Here is a 16904-nt window from a genome sequence, read left to right as displayed (position 1 = left end):
GTTTAGCGTTATTATTGAAACCACGGCCACGGGGAGTCTGCTGTAACTTTTAACCTTAAGCCATAGAAATGGCTTCAAGTAAATCGAGGTCAAGAAACTGCGCCATTTCACGCGATTCTGCGCGGGGTAAATAAGGAATCTCGCCTAACAAAGGAGCTGTAATATTCAATTTAATCACTTCAATGGTTTCAGCATAATGCGCCAGACAGGGGTTAATTCGATTCGCTATCCAGCCCAATAATGGCACACCATCATTGATAATTGATTGCGCGGTCATTAGCGCCTGACTGACGCACCCTTGCTGTATCCCGACTACCAAAATAACCGGCATATCGCTCTCAATGACCCAATCGGCATACGGCCGTTGTGAAGTTACCAACGTTCGCCATCCGTCACAGCCTTCGACCACAACAATGTCAGCCTCCTGTTGCAGGAAATACAGCCCTTCGCTCATTTGCTCAAAAATATCAACTGGCAGATCGCAGGTGAAAATATCCTCATCAGATAAAGCAAAAGGGGTTATTTTAGCCAGTGGATAAGCCAGCGAGGATGACTTTTGCAGAGTTTCAGCATCTTTATTTTGGACGCCATCGGCTAAATCCTGATTGCCGGTTGCGATAGGTTTATATCCCAACACAATTTTTCCCTGCGCCGCCATGGCCTGTAATAATGCGCGAGAAACAATGGTCTTACCTACACGGGAATCCGATCCCGTTACAAAAATGTGCGTCAACATATGCAGTTCACTCCCGAAAAATTCCATTTAATTCAACTCTCTGTAATAAACACGGAGAGTTGACCACTAAAACGGGTCAAATACGCAATAAGTGTAGGGGAATGAAATGGTCAGTAACTTGCGTTAGCGCAATTTTTCGTCCAACTCTTTAACACCGCTGTTACTATCGGCATACGCATTTTGGAAAGCCGGACGTAACTGCCAGCGCTGCCAGAAGGCATCAAGATGCTCAAAACGCTCATCCAATGGCAAAGCATTAACAGGAAACTTAGAGAAGGCAATGGCGGTTGCCAGCGTGATGTCTGAAAACGTTGGCTGGTCGCCACCCAGTAACCACTGCCGGCCGTCGGACAAATGTTTACCAGCCCGGCATGAGCCAATGCTTCCTTGCGACAGTGTTCACCCCAACCAGGGTTGGTGGTAAGTTCCAGTTTAGGCCCCAGCCCTTGGTAAAGAACGTGAAACGCAGTCACAATGCGGTAAAGAATATGCACCCAGATGCGGTTGTCCCACATATTATCCAGCCCCTGCTGCAAAGGCGTTTCTCCCATGATTTTGCGTCCTGGATAAGCCTGATCGAGGTAACGAACGATCGCCGCCGTTTCCGAAATAAAGCTGCCATCTTCTAATTGCAATGTCGGGGTTTCACCCCACGGATTCATTTTCAGATGCGGCCATTGACGCTGTTCGCCAACGGGTGACATATCATAAACGTGCTCCTCAAACTGATCGGCTATCCCCTTCTCGTGCAGGAAAATACGCAGGCGCTGTGGGTTGGGAAAAGCTGATGGCGAAGTAAATAGGCGTAATTTAGTGTTCATCGTATAGGTTCCTAAAATTGAGTGATTTTTCGGCATGCCTTGTTGAAAGCTTCCGCTTAAAGAGTCAGGTAATCCATGGTGAATGCAAAAGCACTAGACTACCTATCACTTGGTAGGTTTAAGTTAGAGGCAATTGTTTAGAGTGTCAATCAAAAAATCTACCTTCCACTTGGTAGGTTTTAACTTTGCAGATATAATGTGCAGATTATTAGTGTTATGGACAGAATGATGGGAAATCAGAGCAAGACCAATTCTCGGGAAAATATCCTTGAGGCCGCACGAGGTGTGGCGCAGGCGCGTGGTTACGGTGGTTTGAACTTTCGCGATCTTGCCGAGCTGGTCGGTATAAAATCAGCCAGTATGTATCATCATTTTCCCAGTAAGGCTGACCTGGGTGCCGCGGTGGCGAGGCGCTATTGGGAAGGTTCGGCGGCTGATCTCCAGGCCATGTGGTCAGAATCGCAAGACCCATTGAACGGGCTTCGTCAGTACCCGGAGATATTTCGCCGATCGTTGGAAAACGATAATCGGCTGTGTCTCGGCAGCTATATGGCGGCAGAATACAATGAGCTTCCCGAAGCAGTGAAAATAGAGGTTCAGGCCTATGCCGATGTGCATGTTGCATGGCTCAGCAAGGTATTACTCGCTGCGGGGATAGTCAGTGCAGAGCAAAGCGAAAAGCGTGCCCGGGCAATTTACGCCGCAGTGGCAGGCGCCCAGCTCTTGGCAAGAAGTCGTTCTGATCTCGCCTTATTTGATGAGCTAATTGAAAATTATCGGGCCGCAGGCCTACTGCCAGCTTAATTAACCCTGCAACAGTTTGACCAGCAAAGAGCCATTATAAAGTGCATCTTTAACCAGTGCGGCACCCGGCATGGTGCCGTGATTGGAAAATAGCGTGGATTCGAGCTGGATATGCTCACTGTAAGCCGGAAGGGATTGCTGCTGGATGCAAGACATAATGGCCGGATGCAAGATAGCCTGAGCCTGATTCAACGGCGAGCCAATCAAGATTTTCTCTGGATTAAACAAATTAACCATAATAGCCAAAATTCGCCCGACGTTTTGTCCAACGCCAACAATCACATCTTTTGCCAGCGCGTCACCACGATTGGCGGCGTCACAGAGATTCTCAACGGTAATCTGCTGACCGCTGAGCAACGAATTATTCGTCACGCATAAACGCTGCCTCACCAGCTCAAGAATATTCTCGATGCTGGCCAGTGTTTCCAGGCATCCATGATTGCCGCAATAACAACGTTTTCCGTAGGGATCAACCTGAGTATGACCAATTTCAACAACACTGCTGCTGCTGCCGTGGAGAACCTGCCCGCTGGTGATGACCCCGGCGCCGACATTGTCATCAATCACCACTTGAATTACATTGCGAAAACCACGTGAAGCGCCGTACAGCGATTCGGCTTTAGTCCAGGCGGCGATATCGTGCTGTACGAAAACCGGCAAACCGCTGCGTTCTGCCAGCGCAGTGCCCAGTGGAACATCTTCTACCGGATAAAACGGCATTTTTTGAATCACGCCACGGGTGGCGTCGATCATGCCCGGCAATGTAATGGCCATCGCTGTTAGGCGTTCAAGTTTTTGCTGGTGCCTAATGAAGAATTGATCAATATGCGCGATAACGCGCTCAAGGAATGGCACGGCGTCTTCTGCAGGCAGCGGCACCACGTCTTCGGCGACCAGTTTGCTGCTGAGGTCGCGCAGGCTCAGAGTCAAGGTCCCAAGGCTGATGCGCGCAGAAAGATAGTGCCAGGCCTGGGTATCGAGGAGCAGTCCGATTGCAGGACGACCGCGCATGCCCGGTTCCTGATACTCGGTTTCCTGAACCAAATGTGCCTGCACGAGTTCACGGACAATCTTGGTGATACTTGCCGGAGCCAACTGTGCTTTTTTAGACAATTCGATGCGGGAAATTGGACCAAACTGATCTATCAGACGGTAGACCGCACCGGCATTAATTTGCTTGATTTGATCGATATGTCCCGGCTGTCCTTCCACTATCACTCAACTTGCCTCGCTATTTTTTCACGCCTCAAAATAAATAGTAAATCTTATCTGCCTACTTTTGTCAGATATCATCAACTATTTGATTCGATATGTGATTTAGTGCACATATTGCAGTTAATACCGAATCAAGTTAGCGGTTTTCACCGATTAATCATCTTCTTCCATCATCATTTTTGCCAGCGCCAAAGCAGGTGCCGACAGCGGTCGATGTCGATGGCTAACCAGCCAGACCTCGGTATTGACCTGCTGATCTTTAAATGAAAGGTACTTCACGCCGTCTACCTGAATCCGCTGATAGGAAGACGGTAAAATGGAAACCCCCAGGCCTGCCGAGATAAGCCCGATGATGGTCAATGCCTCTCCGACTTCCTGGGTAATAAACGGTGTAATTCCAGCCTCGGCCAGACGATTAAGAATATCGTCATAAAGCGAGGTGCCGACATCTTTGGAAAAAAATACGAAGGGCTGATCGGCCAGATGACGGTAAGTAAGCTCGCCGGCAGGCAAGTGGGTAAGTGGATGATTAGAGGGGACCACGGCAATCAGCGGTTCGGATCGCAATAGATGATGCTGTAAAGCATCTGGCAACACGCCATTACGCATAACCCCTAAATCAAGCTTTCCCTCAACCAAAGGGTTCATCTGCTGCTGGCTGTTTAGTTCTTCAATACGGATATTTACCAGAGGATGCGCGGTGCGAAAACGCCGTAATACGCGAGAAACTTTTTTAAGAAAAGGGGCTGACGAGGTTAAACCGATGGTCAATTTGCCCTCTTCTCCCCGATGAATTCGCGCGGCTTGCTGTGAAATATCCTCAACTTTGCCGATAATACTTTTGGCTTCTTTAAGAAACATTTCCCCCGCCTGAGTCAGGCGCACAGTACGGTTGTTCCGATACAATAAAACTGCGCCAATTTGAGCTTCAAGCGACTGAATTTGTTGGCTTAAAGGGGGCTGTGAAATATTGAGCCTCTCCGCAGCACGGCCAAAATGCAGCTCTTCGGCAACGGCAATAAAATAGCGCAAATGTCTTAGCTCTACATTGAGCATTAAACCTCCATTGATATGTTTAAAGTATCAAACCATAGGAATTAATATATTAGAAAAAGTCTGTAAACCTGAGTAAAATTTTTAAACATTCCCGTATTTGTCATATTAATTTAATTAAGGATTTCACGTGAATACCACGCGTCGGCAGCCAGCTTCCCACTCGGCAGGCCAATCGGTAAACGATGACGAACTGCACGCTTCCACATCGCAAGTCTCACCGCAGGTTAAAGGTATCTATATCAAGCGCGGCACGCCGCAGTTTATTCGCGTCACGCTGGCGCTGTTTTCTGCCGGTCTGGCGACTTTCGCCCTGCTTTATTGCGTTCAACCGATCATGCCGGTGCTGTCGCAAGATTTCGGCGTTTCTCCGGCGGCAAGCAGTTTGTCACTTTCGGCAGCGACCGGTCTGTTAGCCATTGGATTGCTGTTTACCGGACCCATTTCCGATGCCGTGGGGCGTAAAAACGTGATGGTAGTTGGCCTGATGCTGGCGGCTATTTGCACCCTGATTTGCTCGGTGATGACCAGTTGGCACGCAATTCTGGTGATGCGTGCCTTGGTGGGCCTGTCTTTGAGCGGCGTTGCAGCCGTGGCGATGACCTATCTCAGCGAAGAAATTCACCCAAGTGTCGTGGCGTTCTCGATGGGGCTGTATATCAGCGGCAACTCGATTGGCGGCATGAGTGGGCGTCTATTAACCGGTGTGTTAACCGATTTTGTGTCATGGCGTACTGCGGTAGCGGTGATTGGCGTTTTTGCGCTGCTTTCTGCGGCGATGTTCTGGAAAATCCTGCCCGCTTCTGCCCATTTTCGCGCCAGCTCCTTGAGTCCACGCAAGCTATTGATTAATTTCAAACTTCACTGGCGTGACAGCGGTTTGCCGCTGCTGTTTGCCGAAGGTTTCCTGATTATGGGGAGCTTTGTGACCATGTTTAACTACATTGGTTATCGTCTGCTCGGTGCTCCTTACCATCTTAGTCAGGCGATTGTCGGTATTTTGTCGATAGCCTACTTGATGGGAACTTATAGCTCTCCGAAGGCCGGTGCCCTCACCGCGGTTTATGGACGTGGACCGGTGCTGATTGGCTCACTGCTGCTGATGCTGGTTGGGATTTTGATCACTGCGCTTTCGCCGGTTTGGCTGGTGTTTATCGGTATGGCGATGGTGACCGGTGGCTTCTTTGCTGCCCACTCGGTCGCCAGCGGCTGGATCGGCAAACGCGCAAGACGCGCTAAAGGACAGGCTTCTTCACTCTATTTATTTAGCTATTATGCCGGTTCCAGCGTTGCCGGGACACTAGGCGGCTTTTTCTGGAACAAGTTTGCCTGGGGTGGGATCACCGCTTACATTTGTGTGATGCTGGCTATAGCGATTGGGATTGGTTATCGACTCATGCGTCTGGCTGAATCGCGCGTTGTACGCAATTAAATCGCGGTGAGATTTACCGGCAAGATTCGTTGCTCTTAGGCTTCGCAATGGAACTGTGTTGAGGTATAGTTCCGCCTTTTGCGGAAAAGATCATGCTGACTCCATCCTCCATTCGTCTGAACAAATACATTAGCGAGAGCGGTATCTGCTCTCGCCGTGATGCCGACCGTTATGTTGAACAGGGCAACGTTTTTATTAACGGTAAGCGCGCCGCCGTTGGCGATCAGGTATTTGCCGGTGATGTGGTCAAAGTTAATGGTCAGCTTATTGAGCCGCGTGACGAAGAAGATTTGGTGCTTATCGCGCTAAATAAGCCGGTAGGCATTATTACCACGATGGAAGAAGGCGAAAAAGACAACATCAGCGATTTCGTCAACCATAGCAAGCGTGTTTTTCCCATTGGCCGCCTGGATAAAGACTCTCAAGGACTTATTTTCCTCACTAATCACGGCGATCTGGTTAATAAAATTCTTCGCGCCGGAAATAATCACGAAAAAGAATACTTAGTGACTGTAAATAAGCCTATCACCGATGAGTTTATTCACGGTATGGGGGCCGGTGTTCCGATGCTTGGCACAGTGACTAAAAAATGCAAAGTGAAGAAAGAAGCACCGTTTGTGTTCCGCATTACGCTGGTGCAAGGGCTAAATCGCCAGATCCGTCGTATGACCAAGCATTTTGGCTTTGAAGTTACCAAACTTGAACGCACACGTATTATGAACGTCAATCTGAAAGGATTGCCGCTGGGTGAATGGCGTGATCTGACCGATGATGAGCTGATCGAGTTATTTAAACTGATTGAAAACTCAAGTTCGGAAGATGCAAAACCAGCGAAAAAAGCGCCTGCCAAAACTTCTGCAGTTAAAAAGCCTATGATTTCAGGCGTAAAAAAACCTGAAAAAACAGACAATAACGCTTCCTCTCGTAAACGCTTTGCCCAGGCTGGGCGTAAAAAGAAAGGCCGTTAAGCCCTCTTTAATATTGAAAACTCCTCAAGGTTGAGAAGCTGCCTTTAGGACGTCATAGACGTAATGTCTGTAGCTGTTATAAAGCGATTTGTCCGCACATTCACTCAGAGCGCCATGGCACAGATGGCGCATATCGATATTGGCCTGATAAAATGGGGACACTTTCAGCTGCGCATGTTCGAGTAACATCCCTCCCAGAAAGGCAATATCCGTCACCGGACCAAGGTCTGAAACCGAAGGCGTGCTCATGTTGTCACGCAGACTGAACTGCGTTAGGTGCATGGCATCCGCCGAGGAGGACGCATAGCCGTTCTCCCAGCTGATATTTGGCTGATGGTCACCAAAATGCATAAACATCGTGGGTCTTTGGCGCAGGGCGACAAACTGGAAAAAATCTTCAAGCGCCGTTTCAGATGTTTTGATTTTCTCCAAGTAATGGCTGAACTTACCGGCAGATTCTGCATTTTTCACTACCGCGCCTAACTGATAGTCATCGTTATGGTGGCTGTCGTAAGGCCCATGCTCATACATGGTCAACGCGTAGATAAATAACGGTTTGTCAGTGTACGTGGCCAAGACTTCTTTGACATAACCCAGCATATCGGCAGTAGTAATATGCCAAAGGTTATCCTGCAGGCTTCCGGGATAACCTAACTCCTGAGGCTGGATAATTTTATCGGCCCCCATCATCCTATAGGCATGGCCCGCATTATAAGCTGACTTATTAAACGGTGTGATGATTACGGTATAATAACCATTGGCTTTCATTTGTTTAAACAGGCTGTCATTAACGTGGTCTATGACCGAGTAAAACACCGCATTTTTCATTGCGCCAAAATCATCGCTGCGCAATCCAGTCAGTGCCGAAAACTCCGATAACCAGGTTCCTCCGCCAAAGGTTTGAACTCGCATTAGCGTATGCGCTTTCACCGCGTCTCCTTGTTCAAACATCGAGAAACGTGGCAGCAACGTTGGATCAGGCAGCTTGTAAAGTGTCGGATCAACCGTTGACTCTTGCAGTAGCAAAACAATATCAGGATGCACTCCCGCGGATACCTGAGTCATCTTGCCAAGAGCAGTAGCGCTGAAGGTAAAATATTCTGCGCTATCAGAAAAAGACGGCGAATCGTAGCGTGCCTTGCTACCTGACATCACCAGGTTAGATAAAACACCTGTCCCTCCCGGTAAACTACCAGCCCACGCGTGCTGATAGCGATTAATACATTGAGTTAGCAGTACACCATTGGCCACCATCACTCCCAGAGCAATGATCAAAGGAATAAAACCTGGTCGCCGGGGTATTGCACGCCATCCGATAATTAGCGTTAAGACAACGAATATAATCAATCCGACGATAGCAAGCCCGGCAGATGGATAATGAATCAGCGTGCCCGCATTTGATAAATCTGACATCAAATAGATGTCGGAAAGGAGTAGCTTATCTTTATAAAAATGTACCTTGAGCTGATTAACAAACTGCAACACGATAACCAGCATACTGCTAACAGTAATGGCAAACATAGCCTTCGCCGTGAGTAAATACATCATCGCGCAGCAAAAGATATAGGCGCTGGCGGCAGTGACAAGAGGATAAACATCACGAGGTGAATTGCTCATTAGAATGATAAAAGCCGCAATTATTAACACTAAAAAATAAATATAGCTTTTAGGCGCATTAACATACTGCGCCAATATGGACGGGTGTTTTTTATCTCTCATGATATGTATTGCCTTATTTATAAGTTATTATTTTTCAAATATCCTGTTCAGGATGTTATAAAAGAATCAATATGTTGAGCAGTTATCTAAGACAACACACTTATTGATTTATGACACCTTTGGAAATTTATTTTCACCCTTCTATTCTTGGCAAATAAACCAGAATCACATGGCATCATGCAGATTAAAATGGACGTTATGCGTGCACGATTTTACCCTTGCGGCCTGATGAGAGATTTTAAATTCCATTAAGCACTGCTGAAATTTAAAAACTTCCGCAGCTGATGTGTGCACTGTCAAGGTTAATGAGTTATATTGTATGTTGTAACTAAATGGAGGAATGATGGTACATTACGATCTAAAATTGCGGATGGGCGAATGTTTCAGAGAATTGGAGCTTTCGACGGCGGACTTAACCCGCTTTCTAGACCAGCTGGAACTCATTGAAGCAAAAGTGTTCTGCTTGCCAGAAATCGAAAAAGGCACCGAGCACAATCCTGCGTCTATCATCGAAGTGACTCCACAGCAGGGAGAAACCGCCCACCAGCTGGCAATGGAACATTTTCAGAAACTTTTTATCCATCACAACGGGCTAAATGCCAGCAGTAAGGCCGCGGTCAGGCTTCCAGGTGCGCTTTGTTATGCCGTCGATCAAGCGGAATATCAGGCAGCTCAGTTGCTTATTCAAGAGGTTAACAAGCTCAAAAGCGAGCTTGAACATATTGTTACCGTTGAGTCGGGCCTGCCCTCTGAGCAGCGTTTTGATTTTGTGCACAGCCAGCTGCGAGGTCTTATCACCCTCAACGCATATCGCTCAATCAATTATCTTTTACAGCCTGACTCCGTGCGCTTTGGCTGGGCCAACAAACACATTATTAAGAACCTGACTCGAGAAGAGTTACTGCAAAAGCTCGAGAAAAGCCTCGTTGCCGGTCGCGCGGTCCCTCCTTTCAGCCGTGAACAGTGGATTGATAACGTAAATCGCGAAATCATGGATGTGAAAAAACTTCCTGCGCACGCGATACTGAAAATTAAACGCCCGGTAAAGGTACAACCCATTGCGCGCGTTTGGTATCGCAATAGCCAAAAGCAAGTGCAGCATCCCTGCCCGTCACCATTTATTACCTTGTGCCCGCGAGAACCCCTTTTACAAATTCCAAAATTGGGCGAGCTCGGTAATTACGATGCCAGTACAGTCAAACATAAGTACAAACCAGAATCTCAGCAGCTTAATTTGTTGATTAAACGCCTGCATTTGTATACCGATCAGCCGGTGTAATTTATCCCGCATTAAATCGCAGGAGAAAACTTGCCTAAGTAATGGCAAGCTTTTCCTGTAGCCGCACATCGATTAGTCACAGGCAAGTTCATCAAACAACAATTTAAAGCATGAAATTTTAACGGAATTTAACACAAACTAATTACTTATATCCTAACCGCCTCCCATTGATAATAAATATATAATTAGCTTTTATTATATCACACCAAGAAATAACCCCAACCAATAAATGCGCTGACTTAAGGGTGCTAATCGCTTAACTTATGGGTGTCAAATACTCTAGTTTTAGTGGGAAATATTTCTCTGCGGTTTTTTCATCTCTAAAACAGCAATGGGTTACTTATCTTTTTAAATACACTTTAATAAAAACAAAGTTTGATTCACCTCTCGCCATATTACTCTAAAATAGAGTAAGCTATTCTTTGATAGCTCATTATCTTACTGAGGATATTCCGTATGGATACAAATTCTATAATTCTCCCAAAAATGTTAACGCATACTCTCAATCAGTTACCAACCCCGTTCTGGATTCGCGATAAAAGCACTCGATATATTTATGCCAACATGGCCATGGCAAAGTTAGCCGGATTAAAATCACCTGACTCGATAATAGGTCGGCTCGACAATGAAATTCCTGCTGCCCTCTTAGAGAATGATGACATCGCGAAATTATGGCAGCAACAGGTCCATCACGTTATAAACACTCAGGAAAAATTCACTTTACTTGAAGTGCATCCTGAATCTGTCGACTATCCTTACATTACCAAAAAGACGCCATTTTATAATGAAGATAATGAGTGTGTAGGCATGGCAGTATCCGCAAGATTCCTCGAAGTATTCAGTCCTAATGATTTCATCAGAGGAAAGTTGCCAGGCTCATTGCTGCTAAGTAAGCCTGATGATTTTTTTACCGAGAAAGAGTGTGAAATTATATTTTTTAAGCTTCAAGGTATGAGCAGCAAGGACATCGGTAATGTATTACATCTTTCTCCCAGAACAATTGAAAATAGATTATCAATTATGTATATAAGAGCAGGTGTCAATCATCTCGATGACTTTCGGGACTTTTGCGAAAAACGCAATCTTCATCGTTATCTTCCAGGCAAGTTATTATCAAGCAAAAGAATAGGTTACGAAGGAGATTTCGACGAGGGGATAATGGAATAAAGTTGTCAGTTTGGTATGTCAATCAGCTTAGTCAAAGCTGCAAATGACTTGTAACTCAAAAGCACGCCGTATTGCCTGTCTAGAGTTAGATACTTTTAAGTTCCTAACCACATTACCCATATGAAATTTCACTGTGGGTAATTATTGCCCAGAATAATGGCAGTTTCCTGGTAAGTTTTCCCTATGCTCGACCAATAAATAACTTCACACTCTCTATGAGATAATATTTGAAGAGTTGCTGGCTTTTTGGCACAGGGCTGTACTGATTCCTTTTTATCTTCGCACATCAGTAAAGACAGCCTTTCCAAACTTCCAATTAATTCACTCAGAACATTATTTATTTCTGCCATTTGTTTTTCATATAAATTCATTGTGCCGCTCACTGCAAGGCAAACATTAACCGTTAACTATTATAGTAATTTAGTATTATAAATTAAAATAGCGTATTGGTTATGTGGAGCAATGAGTAATAACTACTCTTTGCCTTGCCTGGTTTGTAGTTTCCTGAAGAATAATAAAGACATCTGAGTTGTTTAGGTGCGCACCTCTAAGTTTAATTGGTTTCCTTGTATGTTGTAACTATAAGGGTGTGCCGGTTAGTTATCCAATCGCGGATAAGGCGCGGTATCTTCGGCACTAACTAATTGCCAAGTTATTACGGCACAAATCGCACTGATGGCAGCAGCCCAAATAAACAGTTGTTGATAACCGGCAGCAAAACTGGCGACGGCAACACGATGCAAAGAGTTGTCATGATTGAACGAAGACAGATTTCCCGCGGCAACATTTCTCGCTATTCCACGCACGCTGTCGAGGTTCAAAGCTGGTAAATCATTGATGAGAGAATGATAAATCTGGCTATAGAGAATCACGCCAAGCGCCGCGAAACCAATCACCATACCACTGAAACGAATCGTTGCCGAGGCACCCGACGCCATTCCGGCCCGCTCAGGAGGCACCACGCTCATCGCCGATTTAGCCGTTTCACCGTTGAGTATCCCCGCTCCACAGCCTATCAAAAGCAAACCCGCCAGCATCGATAGATAATTTATCCGCGTCGCGGTGATTGCCAGGTAACACAATCCGAGGCTCACGATCAGTAACCCCACGGTCAACAGCGCGCGTCCGCTGTAGCGCGGCGCCAGCAACATGACGACCCCTCGAGGGACGATAAAAAGCGGGAGCGCCACCGGTAACATCAGTAATCCAGCCGATTGCGGGTCCAGACCCAGTGCGGTTTGAAAATACAAAGGCAGGTACGCCAGCATAGTCAGCAGTGTGCAAGCATAGGCCAGCCCTGCAATGCTAGCGCCAATATAGGTTCTATTGTTTAAAAGACGTAAATCAAGCATCGGATGTTCGAGGTTCAGTTCGATAACAATGAACAGGACAAATAACATGAGTGCCGACGATAATTCTGTAACGATAGTAAAACTGCTCCAGCCAAGGTGATTTCCAGATATCAGCGCCAGAGTGAGCATAAGCAGGCTGCTGCTAAAAGTGATGAATCCCCATTTATCGAGGCGACCCGCATGAGGATTACGCGACTCTTCAGCGACCCGTGCTGTCAGCATGATCATTCCCAGCCCCACTGGCACATTAATATAAAATGCCCATTGCCAGCCAAAATGCTGGGTAATGAATCCGCCAACCACGGGCCCTAAAGTGATAGCAATACCGATTACCGATCCCCAAAACGCAAATGCCTTAGCTCGTTGAGCTCCGCGAAAGGTATGCGAAAGCGTGGCCAACGCAGCGCTGAGCTGCAATGCCCCGCCAATGCCTTGAAACCCACGACAGATATTTAGCAGCAGTACCTGGTGAGATAATCCGCACAGCAAAGAGGCCAGTGTGAATATCGCCAACCCAATCATTAATATGCGCTTTCTGCCAAATCGGTCTGCCAGGGCTCCCGCGGGCATAAGTAACGCCGCAAAAGTTAACGTATAGGCGCTAACCACCCACTCAATATCGGCGAATTCGGCATGTAAGCTCGAGGCGATAGAGGAAAGCGATACCGCGATGATATTGGAGTCAAGGCTTATCATAAATGAGGGAACAGAGACACAAAGCAGGATCAACAATTGTCGTGTTCCGCTAGCGGGTAAGGCAATGGCTGGGGTTGTCATAAAACACCTTATAAATATAACTGAGTCGGTTACATTTTTATCTAAAAAAAATCAACGCACCTTGTTAAGCAAATCGGCGAGCGTTGTTTGGCCTAGTGAAGCAATAACCGCGCTATTTGCAGCATCAAAAATGGGGTCCAGCGACCCCTTCATGCTACGAGCAACCGGGCATCTTTCATTATTCTGTTCGCGCAGGGAGAAAAGCCCCTGCTCCGTTTCTAAAGCCTGATAAACCTGCGCTAAAGTAATATTTTCAACATCGTGAGCCAGCTCTACCCCGCCGTTTCTGCCCTGACGAAGATAGACCAGACCTTGCTGCTCCATGAGTTTCAGGAGCTTGCGCACCACCACAGGATTAGTTTTCAGACTTTTAGCAATCGCTTCAGAATGGGTACTTTGTTCATCGACGTAAGCGATAAAGCACAGGATCTGAATGGCGCTGGCCATTTTCGTATTCATTGTCATAAACAACACCGTATCAGTTACATTATCGAAGTACAAGCTCTGGTCAAATTATTAAGCTGATCGAGCAAGACAAAATCAAGGCATAAAAAAACTCTGCCCGCGAACGAACAGAGTTTGAAGTCAGTCTTTTCCTCTAAAATGGAAAATTAACGACTTATTTTTTCATGCTGCCAACCATGTCTTCCGGACGAACCCACTCATCGAACTGAGTTTCGGTCAGGTAACCCAGTTTCAGCGCCGAAGCTTTCAACGTCAGGCCCTCTTTGTGGGCTTTTTTAGCAATTTCGGCTGCTTTATCGTAGCCAATATGGGTGTTCAACGCTGTCACCAGCATCAGGGAATCATTAAGCAACTGTGTAATTCGATCACGATTTGGCTCAATACCTACCGCACAATGCTCGTTGAAACCTTGCATACCATCGGCCAACAGGCGAATAGATTGCAGATAGTTATGGATAACCAGCGGACGGAACACGTTCAGCTCGAAGTTACCCGATGCACCGCCGATATTCACGGCAACGTCATTACCCATTACCTGAGCACAAAGCATCGTCATCGCTTCACACTGCGTTGGGTTAACTTTACCAGGCATGATCGAGCTGCCCGGTTCATTTTCGGGAATAGAAAGTTCGCCGATGCCGCTGCGTGGGCCAGAAGACAACCAGCGCACGTCGTTGGCAATTTTCATCAGTGACGCAGCCAGACCTTTCAAGGCTCCATGCCCATGAACCAGAGCATCACAGGTAGCCAGAGATTCAAATTTGTTTGGCGCAGTAACGAATGGCTGACCAGTCAGCGCGGCAATTTCTTTAGCTACGCGAACCGCATATTCCGGATGAGTATTCAGGCCGGTGCCCACAGCCGTGCCGCCCAATGCCAGTTCGGCAATGTGAGGCAGGCTCGCTTCAATGTGGACCAGACTGTGAGCCAGCATCGCCGCCCAGCCTGAAATTTCCTGTCCCAGAGTCAGCGGAGTTGCATCCTGCAAATGGGTGCGGCCAATCTTGACGATGTCTTTAAACGCTTCAGCCTTTGAGGTCAGCGTCTTGTGCAACACTTTCAATTCAGGGATCAGGTGTTCGCGAACAGAAACCACCGCTGCAACGTGCATTGCCGTAGGGAATACATCGTTGGAGCTCTGGCTCTTGTTAACGTCATCGTTAGGGTGAATCAAACGACCTTCGCCACGCTCGCCGCCGAGGATTTCACTGCCGCGGTTTGCCAGCACTTCGTTCATGTTCATGTTGGTCTGGGTACCGGAACCGGTCTGCCAGATAGAAAGCGGGAATTCGGTGGTGTGCTTGTCGGCCAATACTTCATCTGCGGCGGCAATGATAGCGTTACCACGGTCGGCCGGGAGCAGGCCTAAATCCATATTTACGCGAGCGGCTGCACGTTTGGTCTGAGCGAGGGCATGAATGAGCGCGGTGGGCATTTTTTCATTGGAAATACGAAAATGCTCTAGTGAACGCTCGGTCTGTGCTCCCCAAAGCTTATCAGCCGGTACTTCTATCGGCCCCATTGAGTCTTTTTCAATGCGATGAGCTGCCATTACTGTCTCCTTACGCGGTTTCTTAAATAAAATTATAAGTTGCAGGGTACCGACGACGCTCCCAATGCCTGTGCCGACGGATAGGCAATTATAACCATAAGGTTAAAGAGTTGTTGTAGGAATTTCTGGATTTGTCTCCCACCGCACTTTTTATTCATTACCCGTTGCTAAACACATGAGACTCGGTGTCTACTTATCAGCAAATTTTCTGTCATTTCAGGATTAATCAATGAAAAAGATGCATAACAATGTACAAAATTATGCCTGGGGTAGCGTTGACGCGCTAACTAACCTGTACGGAATCGAAAATCCACAGCATCAACCCATGGCTGAATTGTGGATGGGGGCTCATCCGAAAAGCAGTTCTTCTGTTGAAGATGAAAGCGGGAATACCGTTTCGCTGCGTGAACTGATCAGTCAGGATTTAACGGCAAATCTGGGTGAAAATGTCGCCAATCGTTTTGGTGAGCTGCCGTTTCTGTTCAAAGTGCTGTGTGCCGATCAGCCGCTTTCGATTCAGGTACATCCAAGTAAAAGCAATGCGGTTATTGGTTTCGAAAAGGAAAATCAGGCCGGGATCCCGCTCGATGCCGCCGAACGAAACTATAAAGACGCCAACCACAAGCCAGAACTGGTTTTTGCCTTGACGCCCTTTGCGGCGATGAACGGTTTTCGCGAGCTGGGCGAGATTCAATCACTGTTACAGCCGGTTTCAGGCGCGCATCCTGATATCGCACATTTTCTGATTAATCCAGACTTTGAACATCTGAAAAACCTGTTTGCCGCCCTGCTTGGTCTTAAGGGAGAGGAAAAATCGCTGGCGCTGGATATTCTTAAAAATGCCTTGCACACCCAGCACGGTGAGCCTTGGGCCACAATCAGCAGTATTGCGCAGCATTATCCCGATGACAGCGGGCTGTTCTCACCTCTATTGCTAAACGTCATCGAGCTTAAGTCGGGCGAAGCCATGTTTCTTTACGCTGAAACGCCCCATGCCTATCTCAAAGGCGTTGCCCTTGAAGTCATGGCTAACTCAGATAACGTTTTGCGTGCAGGGCTGACCCCGAAATACATTGATATTCCCGAGCTGTTTGCCAATCTCAAGTTTGAAGCCAAACCTCATGCTTCTTTGCTGACAACCGGGCAACAGCGCGGCGGAGAACTGAGCTTCCCTATTCCCGTCGAAGATTTTGCCTTCTCGTTGCACGACCTGGGATCTGCACCACAAACGTTGGCGCAGGACAGCGCGGCAATTATTTTCTGTGTTGAAGGCCAGACGGTGCTTGAAAAAGCACAGCAGCAGGTGGTTTTGCATCCGGGAGAATCCTGTTATATCGCAGCCAGCGAATCACCGGTTGAAGTCAGCGGCAACGGGCGGATTGCTCGGGTGTATAACCAGCTGGCGTAATCTGCGGCGGCAATTCAGCCAACATTAGTAAACAAACCGACAAAATGATGTTTAAAAACGGCCAATTTTCCTAAATGTTTGCCTATTGGCCGTTTTTTCCACCACAATGGAAGCACTAACCCGTTAAGTTTGATAGCTTTAGGTATCTGTAGTTAA

General features: G+C 47.1%; 15 protein-coding genes and 1 pseudogene. 6 read left to right on the top strand and 10 right to left on the bottom strand.

Annotated elements, in window-relative coordinates; translation table 11 throughout:
• Positions 1-55 precede the first annotated feature (55 nt).
• The 3 genes and pseudogenes from bioD to SPM24T3_RS25905 all read right to left on the bottom strand — a co-directional run.
• Entirely contained in the window at positions 56-736 is a 681-nt protein-coding gene (bioD, locus tag SPM24T3_RS12805; RefSeq protein WP_037378461.1) for a dethiobiotin synthase, read from the bottom strand.
• Between the two features lie 123 nt (positions 737-859).
• The gene (locus SPM24T3_RS25910; protein ID WP_237713050.1) at positions 860-1090 is read right to left on the bottom strand and encodes a glutathione S-transferase domain-containing protein; all 231 of its coding nucleotides are present in this window, start codon (positions 1088-1090) and stop codon (positions 860-862) included.
• 263 nt (positions 1091-1353) lie between these two features.
• A pseudogene (locus tag SPM24T3_RS25905) lies at positions 1354-1557 on the bottom strand (glutathione S-transferase); the annotation flags it as partial.
• A 228-nt stretch (positions 1558-1785) separates the two neighbouring features.
• Between SPM24T3_RS25905 and SPM24T3_RS12795 the strand changes: the two are divergent.
• A complete protein-coding gene (locus SPM24T3_RS12795; protein ID WP_009637185.1) occupies positions 1786-2361 on the top strand; it encodes a TetR/AcrR family transcriptional regulator in 576 nt (191 codons plus the stop codon).
• Here SPM24T3_RS12795 and SPM24T3_RS12790 read toward each other — a convergent pair whose 3' ends face one another.
• On the bottom strand, positions 2362-3579 hold the full coding sequence (locus SPM24T3_RS12790; RefSeq protein WP_009637183.1) for an ROK family transcriptional regulator: 1218 nt from the start codon (positions 3577-3579) through the stop codon (positions 2362-2364).
• A 150-nt stretch (positions 3580-3729) separates the two neighbouring features.
• Complete coding sequence (locus SPM24T3_RS12785) at positions 3730-4632, bottom strand: LysR family transcriptional regulator (RefSeq protein WP_009637182.1); 903 nt, start codon at positions 4630-4632, stop codon at positions 3730-3732.
• Between the two features lie 127 nt (positions 4633-4759).
• On the opposite strand from SPM24T3_RS12785, the gene SPM24T3_RS12780 reads away from it, so the two are divergent.
• Both SPM24T3_RS12780 and rluF read left to right on the top strand, forming a co-directional pair.
• Positions 4760-6061, top strand: coding sequence for an MFS transporter (locus SPM24T3_RS12780; protein WP_009637181.1), 1302 nt, complete (start codon positions 4760-4762; stop codon positions 6059-6061).
• Between the two features lie 92 nt (positions 6062-6153).
• Positions 6154-7029: a 23S rRNA pseudouridine(2604) synthase RluF gene (gene rluF, locus SPM24T3_RS12775; RefSeq protein WP_009637180.1), complete on the top strand. Its 876-nt coding sequence runs from the start codon at positions 6154-6156 to the stop codon at positions 7027-7029.
• A 24-nt stretch (positions 7030-7053) separates the two neighbouring features.
• Here rluF and SPM24T3_RS12770 read toward each other — a convergent pair whose 3' ends face one another.
• Positions 7054-8748, bottom strand: coding sequence for an LTA synthase family protein (locus SPM24T3_RS12770; protein WP_009637179.1), 1695 nt, complete (start codon positions 8746-8748; stop codon positions 7054-7056).
• A gap of 343 nt (positions 8749-9091) precedes the next feature.
• On the opposite strand from SPM24T3_RS12770, the gene tus reads away from it, so the two are divergent.
• Positions 9092-10027 carry a DNA replication terminus site-binding protein gene (gene tus, locus SPM24T3_RS12765; RefSeq protein WP_009637178.1) on the top strand — a complete coding sequence of 312 codons (936 nt, stop codon included), beginning with the start codon at positions 9092-9094 and terminating at the stop codon, positions 10025-10027.
• 456 nt (positions 10028-10483) lie between these two features.
• Positions 10484-11194: a PAS domain-containing protein gene (locus SPM24T3_RS12760; RefSeq protein ID WP_009637177.1), complete on the top strand. Its 711-nt coding sequence runs from the start codon at positions 10484-10486 to the stop codon at positions 11192-11194.
• 128 nt (positions 11195-11322) lie between these two features.
• Here SPM24T3_RS12760 and SPM24T3_RS12755 read toward each other — a convergent pair whose 3' ends face one another.
• The 4 genes from SPM24T3_RS12755 to fumC form a co-directional block, all read right to left on the bottom strand.
• On the bottom strand, positions 11323-11565 hold the full coding sequence (locus SPM24T3_RS12755; protein WP_009637176.1) for an AHL-dependent transcriptional regulator: 243 nt from the start codon (positions 11563-11565) through the stop codon (positions 11323-11325).
• Between the two features lie 225 nt (positions 11566-11790).
• Positions 11791-13323 carry an MFS transporter gene (locus tag SPM24T3_RS12750; protein WP_071988428.1) on the bottom strand — a complete coding sequence of 511 codons (1533 nt, stop codon included), beginning with the start codon at positions 13321-13323 and terminating at the stop codon, positions 11791-11793.
• Positions 13324-13374: 51 nt separating this feature from the next.
• Positions 13375-13788 carry an Rrf2 family transcriptional regulator gene (locus tag SPM24T3_RS12745; RefSeq protein ID WP_037378442.1) on the bottom strand — a complete coding sequence of 138 codons (414 nt, stop codon included), beginning with the start codon at positions 13786-13788 and terminating at the stop codon, positions 13375-13377.
• Between the two features lie 154 nt (positions 13789-13942).
• Positions 13943-15340, bottom strand: coding sequence for a class II fumarate hydratase (gene fumC / locus SPM24T3_RS12740; RefSeq protein ID WP_009637173.1), 1398 nt, complete (start codon positions 15338-15340; stop codon positions 13943-13945).
• A 229-nt stretch (positions 15341-15569) separates the two neighbouring features.
• Here fumC and manA point away from each other — a divergent pair, with 229 nt between their 5' ends.
• Positions 15570-16748, top strand: a complete 1179-nt coding sequence (manA, locus tag SPM24T3_RS12735) for a mannose-6-phosphate isomerase (protein ID WP_009637172.1) — start codon at positions 15570-15572, stop codon at positions 16746-16748.
• Positions 16749-16904 lie beyond the last annotated feature (156 nt).

The organism is Serratia sp. M24T3 (genome assembly GCF_000257645.1).
Lineage (GTDB): Bacteria > Pseudomonadota > Gammaproteobacteria > Enterobacterales > Enterobacteriaceae > Rouxiella.
The sequence above is the reverse complement of the archived record's forward strand: the minus strand, read 5'-3'. Positions and strand labels throughout refer to the sequence as shown.